This is a genomic window from Shewanella frigidimarina NCIMB 400 (assembly GCF_000014705.1).
GTDB lineage: Bacteria > Pseudomonadota > Gammaproteobacteria > Enterobacterales > Shewanellaceae > Shewanella > Shewanella frigidimarina.
Map to the genome: position 1 here is coordinate 1532870 of NC_008345.1, position 20577 is coordinate 1553446.

The 20577-nt window shown below is 42.3% G+C and carries 15 protein-coding genes; 12 read left to right on the forward strand and 3 right to left on the reverse strand.

All coding sequences use genetic code 11. The features are described from left to right. Positions 1-9: 9 nt before the first annotated feature. Complete coding sequence (dgcS, locus tag SFRI_RS06645) at positions 10-891, reverse strand: diguanylate cyclase DgcS (protein ID WP_011636766.1); 882 nt, start codon at positions 889-891, stop codon at positions 10-12. A 162-nt stretch (positions 892-1053) separates the two neighbouring features. Between dgcS and SFRI_RS06650 the strand changes: the two genes are divergently transcribed. From SFRI_RS06650 to mdoH, 11 genes are all read left to right on the forward strand, one after another. Further along, positions 1054-3006: a monovalent cation:proton antiporter family protein gene (locus tag SFRI_RS06650; RefSeq protein WP_011636767.1), complete on the forward strand. Its 1953-nt coding sequence runs from the start codon at positions 1054-1056 to the stop codon at positions 3004-3006. 182 nt (positions 3007-3188) lie between these two features. After that, entirely contained in the window at positions 3189-3725 is a 537-nt protein-coding gene (locus SFRI_RS06655; RefSeq protein WP_011636768.1) for a sigma-70 family RNA polymerase sigma factor, read from the forward strand. Continuing rightward, positions 3722-4435, forward strand: coding sequence for an anti-sigma factor (locus SFRI_RS06660; RefSeq protein ID WP_011636769.1), 714 nt, complete (start codon positions 3722-3724; stop codon positions 4433-4435). The genes SFRI_RS06655 and SFRI_RS06660 overlap by 4 nt, the downstream gene beginning before the upstream one ends. A 371-nt stretch (positions 4436-4806) precedes the next feature. Continuing rightward, positions 4807-6393: a DUF4331 domain-containing protein gene (locus SFRI_RS06665; protein ID WP_011636770.1), complete on the forward strand. Its 1587-nt coding sequence runs from the start codon at positions 4807-4809 to the stop codon at positions 6391-6393. 10 nt (positions 6394-6403) lie between these two features. Then, on the forward strand, positions 6404-6946 hold the full coding sequence (locus SFRI_RS06670; protein WP_011636771.1) for an Ig-like domain-containing protein: 543 nt from the start codon (positions 6404-6406) through the stop codon (positions 6944-6946). 142 nt (positions 6947-7088) lie between these two features. After that, a complete protein-coding gene (locus SFRI_RS06675) occupies positions 7089-8255 on the forward strand; it encodes a tetratricopeptide repeat protein (protein WP_049763526.1) in 1167 nt (388 codons plus the stop codon). Positions 8256-8265: 10 nt separating this feature from the next. Further along, the gene (locus SFRI_RS06680) at positions 8266-9390 is read left to right on the forward strand and encodes a HupE/UreJ family protein (RefSeq protein WP_011636773.1); all 1125 of its coding nucleotides are present in this window, start codon (positions 8266-8268) and stop codon (positions 9388-9390) included. Positions 9391-9864: 474 nt separating this feature from the next. Then, complete coding sequence (locus SFRI_RS06685; RefSeq protein ID WP_011636774.1) at positions 9865-13077, forward strand: DEAD/DEAH box helicase; 3213 nt, start codon at positions 9865-9867, stop codon at positions 13075-13077. 211 nt (positions 13078-13288) lie between these two features. Continuing rightward, entirely contained in the window at positions 13289-13636 is a 348-nt protein-coding gene (locus SFRI_RS06690) for a hypothetical protein (protein ID WP_011636775.1), read from the forward strand. 735 nt (positions 13637-14371) lie between these two features. Beyond that, complete coding sequence (locus SFRI_RS06695; protein WP_011636776.1) at positions 14372-15964, forward strand: glucan biosynthesis protein G; 1593 nt, start codon at positions 14372-14374, stop codon at positions 15962-15964. Continuing rightward, entirely contained in the window at positions 15961-18081 is a 2121-nt protein-coding gene (mdoH, locus tag SFRI_RS06700; protein WP_011636777.1) for a glucans biosynthesis glucosyltransferase MdoH, read from the forward strand. The genes SFRI_RS06695 and mdoH overlap by 4 nt, the downstream gene beginning before the upstream one ends. A 149-nt stretch (positions 18082-18230) precedes the next feature. Here mdoH and SFRI_RS06705 read toward each other — a convergent pair whose 3' ends face one another. Continuing rightward, positions 18231-19235 carry an NADH:flavin oxidoreductase gene (locus SFRI_RS06705; protein WP_011636778.1) on the reverse strand — a complete coding sequence of 335 codons (1005 nt, stop codon included), beginning with the start codon at positions 19233-19235 and terminating at the stop codon, positions 18231-18233. Between the two features lie 9 nt (positions 19236-19244). After that, positions 19245-19859, reverse strand: coding sequence for a LysE family translocator (locus SFRI_RS06710; RefSeq protein WP_011636779.1), 615 nt, complete (start codon positions 19857-19859; stop codon positions 19245-19247). A gap of 247 nt (positions 19860-20106) precedes the next feature. Here SFRI_RS06710 and SFRI_RS06715 point away from each other — a divergent pair, with 247 nt between their 5' ends. Beyond that, on the forward strand, positions 20107-20577 hold the full coding sequence (locus SFRI_RS06715) for a tRNA-uridine aminocarboxypropyltransferase (protein ID WP_011636780.1): 471 nt from the start codon (positions 20107-20109) through the stop codon (positions 20575-20577).

Here is a 20577-nt window from a genome sequence, read left to right on the forward strand (position 1 = left end):
AAGATTGTGCTAATTAGCACAAATTCGGTAGCAGTTGCGTCCGGCAGCTTTCGCAGAATACATGGCTTTATCGGCACGCTCATATATATTTTCGGCTTGTTGCTGCGGTTTTGACTCCGCAATGCCTAAACTGCACTGAATGTTATATTCGGTAAGTTCTGAATGTTTTGGCATCATATCAATGATACGTTGGCATACTATTGCAGCGGCCTGGGCATCCCCTTGGGTAACGATCACAAACTCATCACCGCCAATTCTAAAGGCTTGGTCTGTATTACGAATGGCTTCATTAATTAACGCGGCAAAGCCCACTAATACATAATCACCTACTTTATGGCCATGCGCATCGTTAAGTTGTTTAAATTTATCTAAATCTAATACAATCAAAGATACTTGGCCTTGTTGGCGATTAGCTCGCGCTAATGCGATGTCGATTGCCTGGCGGTAATAATAACGATTACCTAATTGGGTTAGTGCATCAAACATGGCTTGATTAGACATATTTTGATACTTCAACGCATTATTCAACGGTTGAATTAATATGCCTTCAAGTTGCCCTAAAGTGTGTTTTTGCGCCGAACTAAGTGGTACAGACAACTGATAGGTTATGATAAACGTATCTTGGTTATCGTTAATAGTACGTTGCAGTTCAATACCGTAGTGACGTCCCCAAACAAACTTTTGTTTGTCTAGGCTCAATTGTAGTCCTTTAATCGGCAAATGTTGTCCTAGGATTTTGCCGAAGCAGGCAAAAACTGTCCGAGGATCTAAACTTCCATGTAGTTGTTGAATCACTTGAATAAGGTCCAGTTCGGGTTCCATATTCAAGTAAGCGTCTGAACGGTACCAGTAATCTTCAGGATATAATTCTGTCGCTATTGAAAAATCCATTATATTGGTTCCAGTACGTTACAACTAATTACCGTATTAATAGCAATAATCGTGCCTATGAAAAATTTTCTATAGTTATTAATTGGTTGTTGTTTTACTGTAGTACTAACAAACCCTTTTATTTCCCTTTTGACAGTTTTTTGACAAGGAGCCAAAGCGACAATGGAACACAGCATTTTTATCCATATTTTGTTGATGCTTGTGATTGCTATTGTGGCGATTGCATTGTTACGTCGACTCGGCTTACCGGCCATTCTAGCTTATTTACTCACCGGGGTTGTCAGTGGCCCCAGCGGTTTTCATTGGTTTACCCAATTACAAATGCAATCAGTGGCAGAGTTAGGCGTAGTGCTACTGATGTTTACCTTAGGACTGGAGTTTTCGGTACCAAGGTTGTGGGCAATGCGCCGAACCGTTTTTGGTCTGGGTAGCGCCCAAATGCTGGTAACGGCCTTTGTGGCAGGCGGTATAGCCATGTTGGTTGGGCAAAACTTAGTGGCAGCGGTGGTGATTGGTTCGGCTATTGCGTTGTCGTCAACGGCCATTGTGTTGAAGCTGCTTAATGAACAAAACTGGTTAAGGCGCAGGCACGGCGAGCTGTCGGTCAGTGTGTTGTTATTTCAAGATCTAGCGGTGGTGCCGCTATTGATTTTAATGCCACTACTCGCGAAAGGCGGCGCTGAAATGAGCTTCAACAGTATCGCGTGGGGATTACTTACCGGTATTTTGGCATTTCTAGGGTTAATGTCATTTGGTAAATGGATATTGCCACGTATTTTTGACGAAGTGGCACGATCACGTTCAAATGAGTTATTTGTACTGTCGACCTTAGTGGTGGCTTTGGTGACTGGCGCGTTTACCCAATGGCTTGGATTGTCGATGGCATTAGGAGCATTTATTGCTGGGATGTTGCTTGGCGAAAGCCAGTATCGACGCCAGTTAGAGGCTGACATCAGGCCATTTCGTGATTTATTAATGGGTTTGTTTTTTATTTCCATCGGCATGCTGCTGGATTTCAATCTAGTGATGCAATATTGGTGGCAAGTATTATTGATTTTGGCTGGGGTGGTACTCACCAAAATATTAATCGTGCACGGTTTGCTCAAGCTTGTGGGTGAAAATACTAAGGTATCACTCAGTACCGCAATCAGTTTGGGTCAAGTCGGTGAGTTTAGTTTTGTGTTACTGGCATTAGCAGTTAATTATCAATTACTCGATACCGAAGTGAGCACTGTGTTAGTGGCCGTAGCGGTGATCTCTATGTCAATGGCGCCTTGGCTTATTCGCCACAGTGTTGATATTGCCAAAAAGGTTAGCGGCAATAAGCTGCCACCTAAAAATGAACCGATTGAAATTGTATTGCCTCATGCTGATGAAAGTGATGTGGTACTGATTTTAGGTTACGGCCGAGTAGGGCAAACGATTGCACGCTTTTTGAAAACAGAAGCTGTGCCTTATATGGTGCTTGATTTAGACCCCACCAGAGTGACAGAAGCGAGAGCCGCAGGCGAAAATATTCATTTTGGTGATGCTTGCAGAATGGCGCTATTGAAGAAGATGGGCATTCGCCAAGCGAGCTTAGTGGTGGTGACATTTTGCGAACCAAGGCAATCTGAAGAGTGTTTAGCAGTGGCGCGTAAACTGGCTCCCGATGTAAAAATATTGGTGCGCACTCGCGATGATGCCAACTTACATGAGCTTAAAGAAGCGGGGGCGACTCAAGTTATCCCTGAATCACTTGAGGGCAGCTTAATGTTGGTGTCGCAAGTGTTGTTTAAATGTGGTGTCCCCTTAGCGCGGATTATTAAACGCTTGGAATCTGAACGACGTAATCATTACCAATATTTACACGGTTTCTTTTCAGGCACCGAAACTGATTTCACCTTAGATTTACTCCATGCCGTGTCACTAGCTTCAGGCGCTAGTGCGGTGGGGAAAACCGTTGCAGACATTCCATGGCAAGCTTTGGATGTTGAGCTTAGAGCTGTGCGGCGTAAAGGCGAGGAAATCGATCCCCCTCCACCGGAGTGGATATTAAGGCGTAACGATATTTTAATGCTGGTGGGTAAACCGCGCAGTATTGAGAAAGCTGAAGAGTATTTACTGCAAGGTTAAATATAGCTTCATATGATTCTACCAAGCACCATGCTGATAAGTGATGGTGCTTTTTATTTTATTTATTTTGCATCCAATATTAGCTTTGGTTCGTATAAACACTATTGGGGCTTTTTTATCAATATATGCGCAATTAGCCTGTATCAACTATATCGAACCATCATGGGGAAACGTGGCAGATTATGGATCAAGACACATTACTTAACTTATTAAGTGCTAGTGCAGATGGAGATAAACAAGCGTTTGCTGATTTATATCAATCTACCAGTGGCCAGTTATTCGCGGTTAGTTTAAAAATGCTCGGTCGACGTGAGTTAGCCGAAGAGGTACTGCAAGAAGCCTACGTAAAAATTTGGCATAACGCGACAGAATATCAACACGGAAAAGGATCGGTTCTCACGTGGATGATCAGTATTGTTCGTTACCGAGCCTTAGACATGTTGCGTTATCAAAAGGTCAGAAAGGAAGATCCACTTGAAGATGGCCAAGAAGCCATTTTTGAAGAGCATATCAATGATGACGGGCCTCAGGTTCATAAAAATAAACTCGACCAGTGCATGGGAGAACTCGAGCCTCAGCAGAAACAAGCAATTCATCTCGCTTACTATAATGGTTTATCGCATCACGAAGTTGTGGGGCACTTAGATTTACCATTAGGCACTATTAAGAGTTGGATCCGTCGTGGTTTACAACAATTACAGAGGTGTTTATCGTTATGAATTATCGTGATCCTCAATTAAAAGACGCATTAGCAGCAGAATATGTGCTTGGTACATTGCGTGGCCAAGCTAGACGTCGGTTTCAAAAATTAATGATGCAAATTCCCAGTCTGCGTGAAAGCACTTGGTTATGGGAGCAACATTTACATGGCATGAATCAATTGTTAACGCCGATAACCCCAGATGAACGGGTTTGGCAACAAATCAGTATGTCGCTAGGGTTTGTTGATAATGTGGCCCAAGCACCATCGCCAGAAACCTCAAATGTGGTGCCTATGGCAACACGTAACCGTTTATGGAAGGGATTGGCTTCAATGGCAAGCGCAGCAGCCATTGTTATGGCTGTTTTAGTTGTGAATAATCAGCCTGTACCAGTTGCTACATCGCAGCAAGTTGCGGTAGTGCAAAGTGCACAATCTAAAGCATTATGGCTGATTGAAGTCACCTCCAATACGATTGAAGTGCGCTCTACCAGTAACCTAAAGCCACTGGCGAATAAAGACTATGAGTTATGGATGGTGGCTAAAGGTGTCGAAAATCCAATTTCATTAGGCTTACTGCCTAAGTCAGGCAAGTTAACATTGGTGAAAAATAGTCAATTTGATGACATGGATATAGTGGCTCTGGCGGTGAGTTTAGAGCCTTTGAACGGCTCACCAAATGACTTACCAACAGAGGTATTGTATACCGCAGAGCTAGCAATTTTATAAAGCCTTAATGATAAGGTGATGCTTCAAAGCATTGATGTGTTACCCCGCTGACATTTAAGCGGCCAATAGTGAGACTATTGGCCGCTTTTTTATGGCTGCAACTATCTATTGGATCCATTGGCTATCGATGAATCATCGGTTAACGGGAAATTGTATAGAGGGGTTGCATTGAAAGGACCATATTGATTGTTCATTATGCAGGAATTAACATTTTCATTAAATTAGTAAAAATAGTTTATTTATAAATCATTTAAATTCAGTGTGTTAATTTTTTATTTAATTTATTTCAACAATAGTTGCTAAAACCTGCATCCAAAATGGAACCTGAGCCGTTTACTGATATGACTCTACTACATAACAAGGAAATGGTCATGAAAGTACTAAAAATATCCCTAATCGCCAGTATCGTATGCAGCACTTTATTAGGCGCTAATGCATTTGCGTCAAGTCACCGAGAAGCACCCAATATCACTCGTTTTCCAACATTAGACTCTACCGACTTCTACGCCTTTAATAGCTATGAAGCAGGACGTGAAGATTACGTCACTCTTATCGCCAACTATATTCCACTGCAAGATGCCTACGGCGGACCTAACTATTATGCGATGGATCCTGCTGCGGTATACAGCATTCATATCGATAATGATGGTGATGCTATAGAAGATTTAACCTTCCAATTTAACTTTACCAATGAACTTGCCAATAATAATCAAGGTATTGCGTTAACGGTTGGTCCTGCTGACAATCAACGTAGTGTGTCAGTACCGCTTAAAAATATTGGTGGCATTACTGCTGCGGATCAAAGTGCGGCAAACTTTAGCGAGTCGTATGAGTTAACACTTGTTAAAGGACCACAAAATAGTGGTAGCGCAACAGCGTTAACCAATACTTCAGGGGCGATGTTCCATAAGCCGCTGGATTACATTGGTAATAAGAGTTTCGGTGATAGCAGCGCGTATGCAAGTTATGCGGGTCAATTCATCTACGAATTTAATCTCGATGGTTGTGCAAGTCCTGGCAAAGTGTTTGTTGGCCAACGTAAAGACCCTTTCGTGGTTAACTTAGGCAAAACCTTTGATTTGGTCAACTATGTGCCTGTAGAAGGTGATAGTGCACCGGGCGCTGGCGACCAAGGTGGATTTCCAGGTGGCATCACTCAATCTGTTGATAATGATGATTTGATGGATAAAAATGTCACAGCTATTTCAATTGAAGTGCCAAAGTCTTGTTTAACCACTCAAGGCAACGGCACCATTGGTGCATGGACTACCGCCAGTTTACCGCAAGCGCGTATTTTAAATCCAAATGCCAAAGTTGGTAAAACTGAAGTCAACGGCGGTGCATTAACTCAGGTATCTCGTCTGGGTAACCCGCTAGTGAATGAGTTAGTGATTGGCTTAAAGGATAAAGACACCTTTTCGACTTCACATCCTAAAGATGACACTCAGTTTGCTGACTATGTAACACACCCGAGTTTACCAGAGTTGCTTAACATTCTATTCAAAGACGCGGTTAATCAAACGTTGGGAACAAACATTGAAACGTTAGCGCCAACTAACTTCCCTCGTACCGATCTTGTTACTGCATTTCTAACTGGTTTTGCTGGTGTTAACCAACTTGAAATGGTGACTCCTTCAGAAATGTTGCGTCTTAATACCGGTATTCCTGCAAAATCACGTGATATGCAGTCCGCTTTTGGTGTTGCTGGTGATGATTTAGCCGGTTTCCCAAATGGTCGTCGTCCTGGTGATGATGTGGTTGATATTGCACTGCGCGTGGTAATGGGACGTTTATGTTACCCCATCCCAGTCAATGGTACAGACACTGATTTAGGCCTTTGTACCAGTGATGATGCCAGCGTTGGTAACGTGCCATTTACAGATGGTGCCCCTGTTGACGCGACCATGATGATGGATCACTTCCCTTACTTAGCGACGCCGCTTTCGGGCTCAAAATAAGGAACATAAAATGAATACTTCTTTACGATATGCGACGCGTCAAGCGCTTAATAATCTCGCTAAACCAGTGGTATTAATCAGTGTGCTCAGTGGCGGTTTTTTAGCTGGTTGTAACTCAGATGATGATGCGATGACCATGGTTAAAAACAGTGCGCCAATGGTGAACAGTATAATGCTCTCCACTGTGACTGAAACGCCGGTGACAGAACAATTGATAGCCACCGACAAAGACGGTGATGCACTAACGTTTACTGTGATGAATGAACCCACGCTTGGTACGGTTAGCTTAATGCCAAACGGCGAGTTTACTTATACTCCCGTCAATGAAGTGACTGGCATGGACAGTTTTACCGTTGCTGTGACCGATGGGGTAAACGACCCTGTCGCGGCAATGGTGAACATTTCCATTGATGCTGAGCAAGTGATGTTTTCAAGCTTAAGTCGTCAGGCATTTTTACAACCAAGCCAAGCTGCACCTATACGTATTAATGGCCGCGTGGTTGAAGATGATGTATCAACGGCTGATTTTTACAACGACTTATTACTAGATTAATAGCGCGAGTTCTATTAGCTAGCTTAAGTTTATAATAGGACGAAATATCTATCTTATTCATCCTATTAATTATTATCTCAGCTGAGAGGTAATGACTAATTAGATCGATATTCATAGCCAAGGATGGCATCAAGGAGGCGTTATGCAAGTGATATCAGGGCGATTAACACCAATGATTAAGTACCTAAAGTTTTACCTTAACATTCAATTTCACATCAATCTTGTGGTGGTTACCAGTGTATTTTTTTTGATGGTAGGTAATAGTATTGCGGCGCCATATACGCCAAAAGATACCAGTGAAGTTATTGCGACCTGGAAAGTGTTTAATGCTACCGATAAGCAAATGAGCTTAGACGACATCAGTAATTTTATAGAACAAGGACAATATCCTGGTGAAGCTGATTATCGCTATGGTCGTGCAAAAGCTTGGTTACAAGCCAAAATGGCCAATGCCAGCCCCGATGCGCAGACCTATTATTTATATGCTCGAGTATTACAGCATCAACACCAATTTGATCGGGCGATAAAGGCGTTAGAGCGCTCCATTGAATTAAAACCGACTGCGATAAATAGTTGGTTATTAAAAGCCAATATTCATCTGGTACAGGGCGATATTGTTGGTGCAAGGCAAGCGTGTTTAACCCTAATAGGTAAAGCCGATATTTTATTAATTTCTACCTGTGCATTGGAGGTCGCGAGTCAAAATGGCAAGTTAGTCGAAAGCTATCAAGAGTTAGCTCGATTGTATCAATTATATCAGCCTAATGATGAACCAGAAAAACGTTGGATAGTGCAAATTCTTGCTGACATGGCATTTAAGCAAGGTATGGCAGAAGAAGCATTGAGTTATTTAAATCAATTAGATATGGACAATGCTCCGGTCAGTTTGTTAGCGTTATGGTCTGATATTGAGTTGGCATTGAATCAACATCAACAGGTGTACGACACTCTCTCCAGTATTGTTAGTCGAAATGCTGTTCAAGACGACGCACTATTATTGCGCTTGGCGATAGCGGAAAAATCCCTTGGCAATACTGTTAAATGGCAATGGAGTTTTGCCCAAAGAGTTAAACTGCGTGAGCAAAGACAAGACAGTTTACATGCATTCGATCTGGCAAAATATTATTTAAATGTTGATATACAGCCCAAAAAAGCTCTTTACTGGGCCAACATAAACTGGCAGGTAGCACGTCAAGACAATGATCGGATACTTTTAGAGCAGGCTAAAGCATTGTTGAGAAAGACTAAAAATGATAAAAAGTCAGTACAAGTCAGTCGAAATCTCTCTGTCGACCATGTAGTAAGTTAAGGATAAACCAGTGAAGGCATTTACACGTTTTTTTTCGGTGATGAAAGGTGGATTATTACTGCTAATGTTGCTGTTCAGTCAGAGCAGTTTAGCCCATCAAATGAGCACCAGTTATTTGTCTGTTCATTTAGATAAATACGGACAAATTCAAGGCGATTGGCAAGTGCGCTTTTTTGACATAAACCAGGTTGTCCCTATTGATGATAACCAAGATGGCGAGCTTGCGTGGGGGGAGCTGCAAGCTCATCAAATTGCGATAGTAGATTATTTACGTTCATCTTTGGCAATCAGCCGAGAGCAAGATTGTCCACTGAGTTTTAACCCAACGCAGCAAGTTGACCAGCATTTTAGTGAAGGTTATCTAGTCAGTTCATTTCAGGCTGAATGTGATAGCCCCGGAGTGTTGACCATTAATTATCAAGCTTTCTTCAATATAGATACTGATCATAAAGTTATTACCACCATTGCCACGCCCGATCATCAATACACGCGAGTGATCAGTAACGATAACCCGATCATATTGATTAATTTAGCTGAAAGTCAGTTCAGCGATACATTTACTGAATATGTTTACCAAGGTGTAATTCATATTTGGAAGGGCACTGATCATATCTTATTTTTATTAGCGTTGTTGTTAACCTGCGTATTGGTGCGTGAACAACAGAAATGGCACGCGATAGATAAGCCTAAGCAAATATTTAAAGATACCGCGTGGATTATTACTGCCTTTACTTTGGCACATTCGGTAACGTTAACCGCCACCGCATTGGGGCTTATTAATTTTAGTAGTCACTGGGTTGAGCTGGGCATTGCATTGTCGGTATTGTTTGCGGCACTAAATAATGTGTGGCCGATTGTATTGCGTTTAGGTTGGATTACGTTTGCGTTTGGTTTGTTACACGGCATGGGATTTGCCGGAGTATTAGGCGAACTTGGCTTGCCTGAAAATCAAAAACTATTAGCGATTCTTGCGTTTAATGTTGGCGTTGAAATCGGCCAGTTGGCGATTTTAGCGCTAGTGCTGCCTGTATTGATGTTTCTACGCCATACACTTTGGTATCGACATTGGGGCATGCAGCTCGGTTCAATTGCGATTGGGCTCATGGCGATTCAGTGGTCTGTAGAACGTTTTTAGTGTTTGCCAATGAACTAGTCAGCTTTGGATAGTGGCTAGTTCATTGAGATTGTATTGCCCAAGTACCCTTGTATTCGACCGTGGCTAACTTATGCTCGGCTTACATTTGGCATATGTTCTATTTATGTTTGAGACGGTGTACAAATAACCGACGTCAGTAGTCATTAGTCAGACATTCGCCCACCTTAAATTCCTCTTGGTAATATCTCCCAACGACTCAAGTTTAAAATTGGCTTTAGTGGTAAGCAAACTTTTGTGTATGTTAATTCGTATGATGATACAGATTATTGCTGTATCTGAGCTTTAGCGACCACCCAATATGTGTAATCGCAATAATATAGCGTGTTTGAACGAGTTATTTGTTCGAAAGATCAGCAAAGCCTAGATATTGCCTGCTTTCTTCCATAGAATGGCAAGTTAACTTTTTTATCAGCAGCCATTGTTTATTTTGCTGCGGTTTTATTAGGTGTATTGATGTCGGCGAAACTGTTTAATCTCCCCATTAAGCTTTCATTAGAGATGATTGCGAAACTGTTTTCGGCCACCCAAATTCAAAAAGCGCAAAACTATTTGATCCAAGGTCGAGTTCTAGAAGTTACTGCCAGCAGTAATAATCATGATATTGAGGCCTATGTAGAAGGCTCTGCTGCTGAACCCTATCGTCAAGAAATCACTCTGGTTAATGTTAATCACAAAATTGTGATGCGTTCACATTGTACTTGCCCTGTTAGAACAAACTGCAAACACGTAGCTGCTGCGATGCTGGCACTGGTCGATAAAAAACCGGTTGAAGAGCAACGTATCCACCAATGGTTACGCCAACTTGACGAGCAAAAAACGGTTGCCGAATTTGAGGAAGAGGACGAAGAAAAAGATCGCATTATTTATGTGTTATCCAATGATCCTCATGGTATTTTTGTCGAATTTAAACGCAGTAAATTAAATAAAAAAGGCCAATACAATAAAGGCAGCAAGCTGGCATTAGCCGATATTCGCTATAGTATGCCGTGGTGGATAGACCCTGAAGATAAACAGATTATCAGCTTGTTACTGTCATCAAATAATCATGGCTCTAAAATTTATATTGAAGGTGAGATTTCATTTTTAGCACTGACTAAAATGCTCACAGCCGAAGTGTGTTTTTGGGAAGAAAACCGTATTCCCCTGACATGGGCTAAATCTGTTGTACCTGAATTTGTCTGGTGTGAAATTGATAAAAAACATACCCAAATGCAAATGCGCATGCCTGGGCTGGATAATTGGGAGTTTATTGCTACCGAGCCACCTTTGTATGTTGAATTAGACTATTTGCATCTAGGTAGAATAGAAACTGATTTACCAGTTAAAAAGTTAAGTTTATTGCAACACATGCCGCCAGTGCCCTTGGCTCAAGTAGATGCCATTAGTCATAAAATGCTCCAGCATTTTTCACCTAAAACGGTGCCTGTTCCTAGTGAAATTGATTTTTGCGAGATAACAGACTCACTGTTAACACGCTTAACCTTTACGCGTGAGCTCATTGCCAACAACCCGATTCTGCAACCGGTTATTCGTGTTGATCATTGTTACGGTGAAATTACCTTTAATGCATCGACTAAACCCGAACGCATAAGCTTAGTCAAAAAAAATCAAGTTCAATATCAAGTGCATAGACATGTCGAGCAAGAACTCGCGGCATTACAGTCATTAGCGGATATAGGCTTAGTGACGCTTGAGCCAGACGCTACGCTGGCCAGTTCACAACAACCCTATTATGTCAGTGTCGGGTTATTACCCGAGTCGATTTTTGAATGGTCTGAATTGACCGAAAATGGTCTTGATGCATTAACTGCCCTGGGGATGGAGATTCATTTTGATGATGACTTCGACTTACAAATTACCGATGCACAGTTAGATGTCGACTTAGTTGACGATGATGAGTCTGGCTGGTTTTCATTATCGCTCAGTGCCGACATCGATGGCCAAAGTGTACCGTTATTAGCCTTAGTTGCCCGTTGGTTGCAGCAAAATGGTGAGCCGGCAGACGATGATGAATTGTTATTACCTGGCCCTAACGGTGGTTTTATTAAAATAAAAGCCAAAACCATTAAGCCGCTGATTAGTATTATCCAAGAATTATTTAATCGTCATTCTGGTGATGTCATTTCGATACCACGCAACCGTGCGCATATTTTGAATGATTTATCTGCCAGTGACGTGCGTTTGCTTAATGGCGAACGTGTGCGCAATTTAGCCGCCAAACTCGCAGAGTTTAAAGGGGTGGTTCCGGTTGAGTTACCTGATGGCCTAAATGCGACATTACGTGATTATCAAAAACAAGGTTTTGACTGGTTGTGTTTTCTTAAGGAATATCAACTAGGTGGTATTTTAGCCGATGACATGGGCTTAGGTAAAACCGTACAAGCGTTGGCATTTTTACTCAAAGCCAAGCAAGACGCTACCGAGCGTCGCACCAGTTTAATTGTTTGCCCCACTAGCTTAGTGGGGAACTGGTTAAAAGAAGCCAATAAGTTTGCTCCGTCGCTGAATGTGGTGGTGATCCACGGCAATAAACGCCAACCTTTATTAGATCAAATTAATCAGTTTGATGTGGTCGTGACAACCTATCCATTAATGTTACGTGATGAAGCCATTTATTGTGAATATGTGTTTGAGCATATTATTTTGGATGAAGCACAACAAATTAAGAATGCCCAAGCAAAAGTCACCCAAGTGATTAAAACTCTAAGAGGTCGATTCCGCTTATGTTTATCGGGTACGCCGCTTGAAAACCATTTAGGCGAATTAAAATCATTGATGGATTTTTGTTTGCCAGGTTTATTAGGTCAGCATACCTACTTTAATAAGCAGTTCCGTGGTCCGATTGAGAAGCAGGCCGATGTTGAAAAGTCGCAGTTACTGAGTCAGCGTATTGCTCCCTTTATGCTGCGCCGCACTAAAAAAGAAGTGGTGTCTGAATTACCTGAAAAAACCGTGATTATTCAAACTCTGGAACTTGAAAGAGATCAACGTAATTTGTATGAGTCTATCCGTTTAGTGATGGAGAAAAAATTGCGTGAACTGTTTGCCAAGAAAGGGGTGTCGAGCAGTCATATTGAGTTTTTAGATGCATTGTTGAAATTACGTCAAGCCTGTTGCGACCCACGTTTAGTGAAGCTTGAACAAGCTCAACAAGTTAAAGACAACGCAAAAATGACCTGGTTAATCCAAAACCTGCCTGAAATGATTGAAGAAGGTCGTAAAATCCTTATCTTCAGCCAATTTACTGGCATGTTAGCGTTGATTGAAGACGAACTAAAACGCTTAACAATTAGCTACAGTAAATTAACGGGACAAACTCGCGACCGTCAAACCCAGATTGATGCTTTTCAAGAGGGGGATAACTCGGTGTTTTTGATCAGTTTAAAAGCGGGTGGAACCGGGCTTAACCTCACTGCCGCAGACACGGTTATTCATTTTGACCCGTGGTGGAACCCTGCAGCGGAGCGCCAAGCGACCGATCGTGCTCATCGTATTGGCCAGTTAAACCCGGTGTTTGTTTATAAACTGATTGCCCAGGGCACCGTTGAAGAGAAGATTCAAGAAATGCAGCAGCACAAACAAGGTTTGGCTGACAGTATTTTATCTGATGGGACTCAAGGTCCATGGCAGGGCAGTGCGAACGATTTATTAGCATTGTTGAGTTAATCGTTGCGTTAATAGTTGAGTTAATGACACGGAAATCACTTGAACTAGCGTGTAGATTCGCGAAGCTCAAGTGATTTAGCGGTTATCAATTACCCTAGATGAACTCGATAACATTGGCTTAAAAACGTTGGCTCGATACATTTTGGCTCAATAAGCTTTGACTCGATACACTTTGATTAAATAAGTATGGACTCGAAAATGGAGATGAACCTTGGTTGCGGTGTACTTTAAACGTGGCTCATCAGCGCCAAGAAAACGGCGCTCATCCCGTGCAACTCCTGCTGAGCATACTGCTTATTTTGAACAGGTATTTGCCGAGCTTCGGCTTCATCCTGAAAAAATTGCTATTGTTAGACATAATATTGCTGAGTTTCAAGCTCAACCTTATTTGAAAAAAGGCCTGCACACGGCAATTGATCGGTTACTGTTGGTGTTTGAAGACGATAACGACATCGAACTGTTATATCGCCAAGTAATGAGTGATGATATTGGCCAACGGGTAAGACGCTACCCGCTGATTTTTAAAGGCATCATTTCAATAGATTCAAATGCTGTGTAATCTCATTCAGCGAGTGCTTTATCAAATATAAGCACTAGTGCCATGAGCGTTCAATAAAGCTACCCGTCAGTCGTTTAATAAATGGTTATGCCAAATAGCTTTGCGCTATTCTTGTTCACTTTGCCATTATTAATAACGATGTTGTTTACTGCGCCAAAACCATACAGCACAGCAATCATGCCGTTGCCATTAAATACCTAAACCGATTATCTATATTTTGCCTATAACCCTATTGTCATTGCTCTTTTAGCTTGAGTCCTTTGACCGCTTTTAGTCGTTCCCCCGATACCGTGGTATCTAAAATATTCGTTAGGTTAATTTACCGGATGGCACACTTCGCTTAGCAGCAATTATTTCGTTGTATTTATTTAGCTGTAATTATTGCTAGTAGTCATCATATGGCTACATATTAGCCATATATTTGAGCGAAATAGGATTGAGCGTTAAACAATATTCATATTGTGGATAAAATACTCAAAATATTTACGTTTGATGGTAATAATAGTTGAGTCGTAATGTTCAAGATGCTTGGGTTCATCTTTTTAACTAATTGAAGCTATGCTGATAGTGATAAATATTATCTCAACGAGGTCGTTTAAATGATCTTTACTAAAGTCATCTTCGATTAATACCAGCTTTGAATAACATCACCCTAGATTAATATCCTAGGGACAGATCCGTTATTAGTACGATGTTGTGAAACTATTTTGTGAATTTTTAATAAGGAGTTTCAATATGTTAAGGATTGCTAATGTACTTTTCAATTTACCCATAAAACAAATGATTGATGATCGTTTTTCTTTGAAAATTTTAGTAAATCTCGTGGTATCACTGTTTTTAGTTTCATCGGTAAATATTGCTTATGCAGAAACGCCAGTATCCAAAACTGATGGCAAGTCGTTCTCCCATGACAGCGTCGTAGACGTTGCTCGAAAACTGTCCCAGACTCCCTTTATTGAACCGAAAAAAGCCCCTGAAGCGCTGGCTAAAATAGACTATTCAACCTATCGACAAATTAATTTCCAACAACATGCTGCTATTTGGGGCAATGCGCCCACGCCTTTCTCAATACAACTATTTGCTCCCGGGTATATTTATAAACAGTTAGTTGATATTGACGTGGTCGAGAATGGCAAATCATTTCCGGTAGAAGTCTCTGAATCATCCTTCAGAGTGCCAGATGAATCAATTGGCAAATTACTGGAGCAAGTTGGCAAATATGCAGGGTTTCGTTTGCATTACCCAATTAATCGCGATGATTATAAAGATGAATTCCTTGTGTTTCAGGGCGCCAGTTATTTTCGCGGAGTATCTAAAGGGCAAGCGTATGGGATATCTACCCGCGGACTTGCCATCAATGTTGCCGATCCTAAAGGTGAAGAATATCCTTTGTTTAAAAAGTTCTGGATTGAACGTCCATCCAGCCATCAAAAGGCGATTGTGGTCCATGCGTTACTAGACAGTGTAAGCGTGGCGGGTGCATACCGTTTTGCTATTTACCCTGGCGATCCGACCCGAATGGGTGTCGATGTTAAGCTTTTCCCAAGGCAGGATGTTAAGAATGTGGGTCTGGCACCGTTAACGTCAATGTTTATGCATGGCGGCATAGATCGCGCTGATACTGCTGATTACCGTCCAGCGGTACATGACTCTGAAGGCTTGCTAATGGAAAAAGGCAATAGTGAGAAAATTTGGCGGCCACTGAATAATCCTCGTGGATTACAAGTGAGTTCTTTTATGGATGAGAATCCTAAAGGATTTGGTTTAATCCAGCCACATCGAAAATTAGATTATTATCAAGATCTTGAAGCAAATTATCATCTTCGTCCATCTGCGTGGGTTGAACCAACAGGTGATTGGGGCAAGGGCAGAGTCGAACTGGTTGAGATCCCATCGGATTCTGAAGCCAATGACAATATTGTTGCCTATTGGAAGCCAGAACAAGGCTTGAAAAAAGGTCAGCCATTCACTTACTCATACCAATTGACCTGGGTGGACCAGATCCCTAAAACCGAAGGCAAAGTAAAAGTGGTTCGAACTGCTGGGGGCCGTAAATTATCGACAGATAAAAATGAGATCGTTATCGATTACAGTCACATTAATGCCAACGATGTCAGTCATATTCGTGTCGATGCCAGTATCAGCAGTGGTGCTATTTTAGAATCACGTATTGAGTCTAATCCCAGTGTTGATGGTGCCAGAGTTTTTATCACGTTCGATCCTCAAGATGCTGAGGTTGCAGAGTTACGTGTACAGCTAAGCAACAAAGATAAACCGCTTGGTATGACATGGCTGTATCGATTTACTGCAGAGGACTGGCCTTTATGATAGCAAATGATGCTCAAATTACTGATCATGGTGAACGTGCATTGCCTGACGAATCGCCACTGTTAATGAATCGTCATGAGGTTTCTGAACCGGGTCATAGATTAACTCCGAATCAACAAACTGTGTGGTTTACGCTGCGCACATTTGTTGCACAGTTATTTGTGTTTATGGTTACAGCAAGCTTATCGACTTATGGCATAAGAGAAATGTATTTGGTGCTTAACACCAATGCCATTACCAGTTTGCAAATGGTTTTTTTGGTGTTGTTTAGCATTAACTTTCTGTGGGTTACTTTTGCTTTTTCACAGGCACTATTGGGTTTTCTGTTGCATCTCAAACCGCGCCTGATTAAAGAGAATGAGACAGAACCCGATTTCAAAACGGCGGTATTGCTACCGATTTACAATGAAGATCCGCTGCGTATTCGGGCCACAATAGAGGCGATGAGTGCAGATTTAATCGCTACCGCACCGGGTAAATATGCTTTCTTTATTCTCAGTGACACTAATCGAGCAGATGCATGGATTGCTGAGGAACAGACTTTTCTGGATCTTATCAATAACAGCCAACCACAGTGTCCGGTTTATTACCGTCGTCGTCACCAAAACAGTGAACGTAAAGCCGGTAATATCGGCGACTGGGTTCAGCGCTGGGGCGGTGATTATGAGGCAATGATAGTGCTTGATGCTGACAGCATCATGAGCGCAAAGTCGATGGTGACATTATCACGTCGTTTAGCTGGCGCACCTGGCGTCGGTCTTATTCAAACCTTACCGACACTGGTGTTTGCCAATACGCTTTATAGCCGTTTACAACAGTTTGCCAATCAATGCTTTGGTCCTATTTATGCCGAGGGTTTGTCGGCTTGGCATGGTTTGTCATCAAACTTTTGGGGCCACAATGCCATTATTCGCACCAAAGCATTTGCTGAGTCCTGTCATCTGCCTATTCTGTCCGGTAAAGCACCTTTTGGCGGCCATGTATTAAGTCATGACTTTATCGAAGCGGCGTTGCTGCGTCGTGCAGGTTGGGGTGTACGTTTTGATACCGATATTGAGGCTTCATTTGAAGAAGCTCCACCGTCGTTAATTGATGTGATGATCCGTGATCGACGCTGGTGTCAGGGTAATTTACAGCATTCAGCATTTATGTTTGCTCGCGGTTTTTCATTGCCGACGCGATTGCATCTTTTGTCTGGGGTGATGTCTTACCTGAGCGCCATTTTTTGGTTAGCGCTAATTATGGTCGGGCTTGCGATTGCGGTTCAGGCGGCATTTATACGTCCGGAGTATTTTGCTAATCCATCGCTGTTTCCAACCTGGCCAGTGTTTGATTCTGAGCGCGCGTTAAGTCTGTTTGTGGTGTCAATGGCCATTGTGCTGGCACCTAAAGCATTTGGCTGGTTTGCTGCCTTGATTAATATTCCGCGGTGTTTACAATTTGGCGGGCCAATACTGTTAACTCTGAGTACCTTGTTGGAAATGGTCATGTCTGCTCTGTATGCACCTATTCTGATGGTGTCGCAGTTTGGCGTGGTGTTGTCTATATTTCGAGGCAAAGACAGTGGCTGGATGCCACAATCTCGAGACGATGGTGCATTGAGCTGGATGTCAGTAATGCGTGCTCATCTTGGTCATACCGTGTTTGGGGTTGCGCTTGCTTTGACCGCACTATCGCTCAGTACAGAACTCTTTTACTGGTTATTACCGATTACGATAGGGTTGATGCTATCGATCCCTTTGTCGTGGTTAAGCGGCGGCGCGAGACGAACTAAATGGATTAAAACAGTCGGATTACTGCGAGCGCCTGAAGAAAAAAAACCAGTTAACATTTTGGTTAAAGTGAAGGAAAACGAGGCTAATTTGCCCCATCTTCGACACATACATCCGTTCAGTCGGTTGGTTAATAATCCTTTATTACTTAAATGGCACCTTGCTCAGTTACCAGACGTAGGTGAACAAAAACCGACGTTTTATGCCCCTAGAATTATTGCGGAATGGAAATTAAATCATGCTGAAAGCTTACCGCAATTAGAATCATGGTTGGAACCCGCAGAGGTGATAGCATTATTAAGCAATGCGGATTATCTACAGAAATTGAAAATAATCGGTAACTAATTTCTATCACTCGTCTTTGCTACACGTACTAAAAAAGCCCCTCTATAACGCGTTATAGAGGGGCTTTTTAGTACTTAATACTCAGCAATTAAGATTAGATTTAGGTTCCAGAGCATCATTTAGCGCGAGCCATTGCTGATGTTACTGCATTATTTATGTTGAGCCATCACTCGGATTGCAAACTCACTTGGTCCGGCCAAAATAGCCCGGCCTACTGCCACTAAATCGACTTGCTTCGTCGCTAAAATCGTTTCGATGTAATCAATACTTTCAATGCCGCCGACACCAATTACTGCAGCGGTGGTTGTGCCTGTCAGCGGTGCTGCATCTTCAACTAAAAAGCCCTCGCCGCGTTTGTCTTTAGGGCGATTCCAGCCACCAATGCCTGATGAAACATTAAGTATTTCAACCCCCGCATCAACTAGCCATTGGCTAACGTGGCCCATATCGTCATGAGACAAACCACCAGGGTAACCGTCTTGCCCAGGAATACGCGTCATTACTGCTAATCTTGGCGCCGCTTGTTTTATTTTACTGACTATTTCGAGCAATATTCTGGCGCGATTTTCAAGGCTGCCACCGTATTGGTCTTGGCGTTGATTTGTGAGTGGAGATAACCATTGATTAATACCGTAACCATGGGCGCAGTGCAGCTCGACTAAATCAAACCCTGCTTTATCCGCTCGAATAGCACCATTAACAAAGTCTTGTTGCCAAGTCTCGATATCATCCAGTGTCATGGCGCGAGGAGTGGGTAATACACGATCGTATGCTGGCACGGTTATGCCTGACGGCCCCATAATATCTGCGCTAATACCTGCACTGTCTTTGCCGCCGCAATGGGTAATTTGTAAGCCTGTTTTTACCCCTGCATTATGTAACGTTGTGGCAATTTGGTTCAAACCGGGTAAGCAAGTATCATCATGTGCCCCAAGCTGATTAGACTCACTTCGTCCTGCTAAGTTGATGTGGCTGTATTCCACCATCACTAACCCTGCACCAGACTGGGCTAAATTATGGTAATGATTGATAGTTGTTTCGGTGGCTAGGCCATTTAAGTCTGCGGTTTGTGACGCCATTGGCGGCACCACTAAACGGTTTTTAAAGGTCAGTCCGTTTGTCAAAGTCAGTGGGGTAAAGCGTAACGCGGTCATTGCAACATCCTATATATTTATGGCGATCAATATGCCAGCAATCAACATAATACTGCCTGCAGTTCGATTCATTATCGTTGCCGCTTTAGGGGAGGTAAATACCTGTTTTGCACTTGACGCCAAATAAGCATAAGTGAGATTAACGGAACCAAATGCCAAGGTGGCTGTGGCGAGTATGATCATCACATCGGTAAGGTCTACATGGGCCATTGGCACAAAAGCAGGAAAAAAGCTGACGTAAAATATCAACGCTTTTGGGTTGCCCACGGCAATAAGCAGCCCCGTGATTAAATTTTTAAATTGGCTCACTTTCGGTATTGTCGCTAATTGAACACCTTTGGCGGTTGCACGCAACATACTGAAACCTAACCAGCATAAATAAAGCGCACTGGCGTACTTTATCAGCTCGAAAGCAGGGCCCATGGCATTGGCAATGGCGGCCAAACCGAACAAGGCTAATAGGATATAAGCAAAATCTCCCATCAGCACGCCAAGGGTAATAAATGCGCCATGCTTAAACCCATTTGAAAATGCTCTTGATACCACGGCAAATACAGCCGGACCCGGCAGTATCGCCAAAATTAACATAGTGAAAAATAATGCAATAACTTGCTGTAGAATCATTAAATATGAACTCGGGTTTATGGGTAAAATACGTGGGGTATAATCGATTAGCTAACTCACCCATTTTGCTCATCGATTTTTCGAGAGTATATCGTATTTTCATATTGTTAATGTATCGGTCTATAGTAAGCAGTCGTTTCAGTTGGTTGAATAGCGTTTATAGACGTTATAATTTTTATTACTTTGGTATTGCGGTATGTCATTACGGCGTTAAGCGGTTTATTTTATAGGTGTTATTTTTAAAATTATGTTGAAAATTATTTTACTAACGCATTCGCGAGAAATGGATCGTGCTAATAATACCGGCCAATTAGTCAAACAGGTTTTAGGCGATAACGCGCGAGTGGTTGAGTGGCACCGCAAACAGCCCGATGCTGAATTATTGGCTGCGATTGAAGCGGGTAAAGTAGGCTTAGTGTTTCCAAGTGATGAAATTACGCAAGAGGCTGGCTTGTCATTAGCGTCGCCTGAATATTTAGTAATTATCGATGCCACTTGGCAAGAAGCGCGCAAAATGTTTAATCAGAGCCCTTATCTAAAGGAATTGCCTAAAGTGTCTTTAGTGAATCCACCTAAGTCGATATACCCACTAAGGCGCAATCAAATTGAAGGTGGTTTATGCACAGCAGAATGTGTGGCATTACTGCTTAACCATGCGGGTGAAAGCGCATTATCGACAAGGTTAACCGAACAACTAATGGCATTTGTTGAGCGTTAA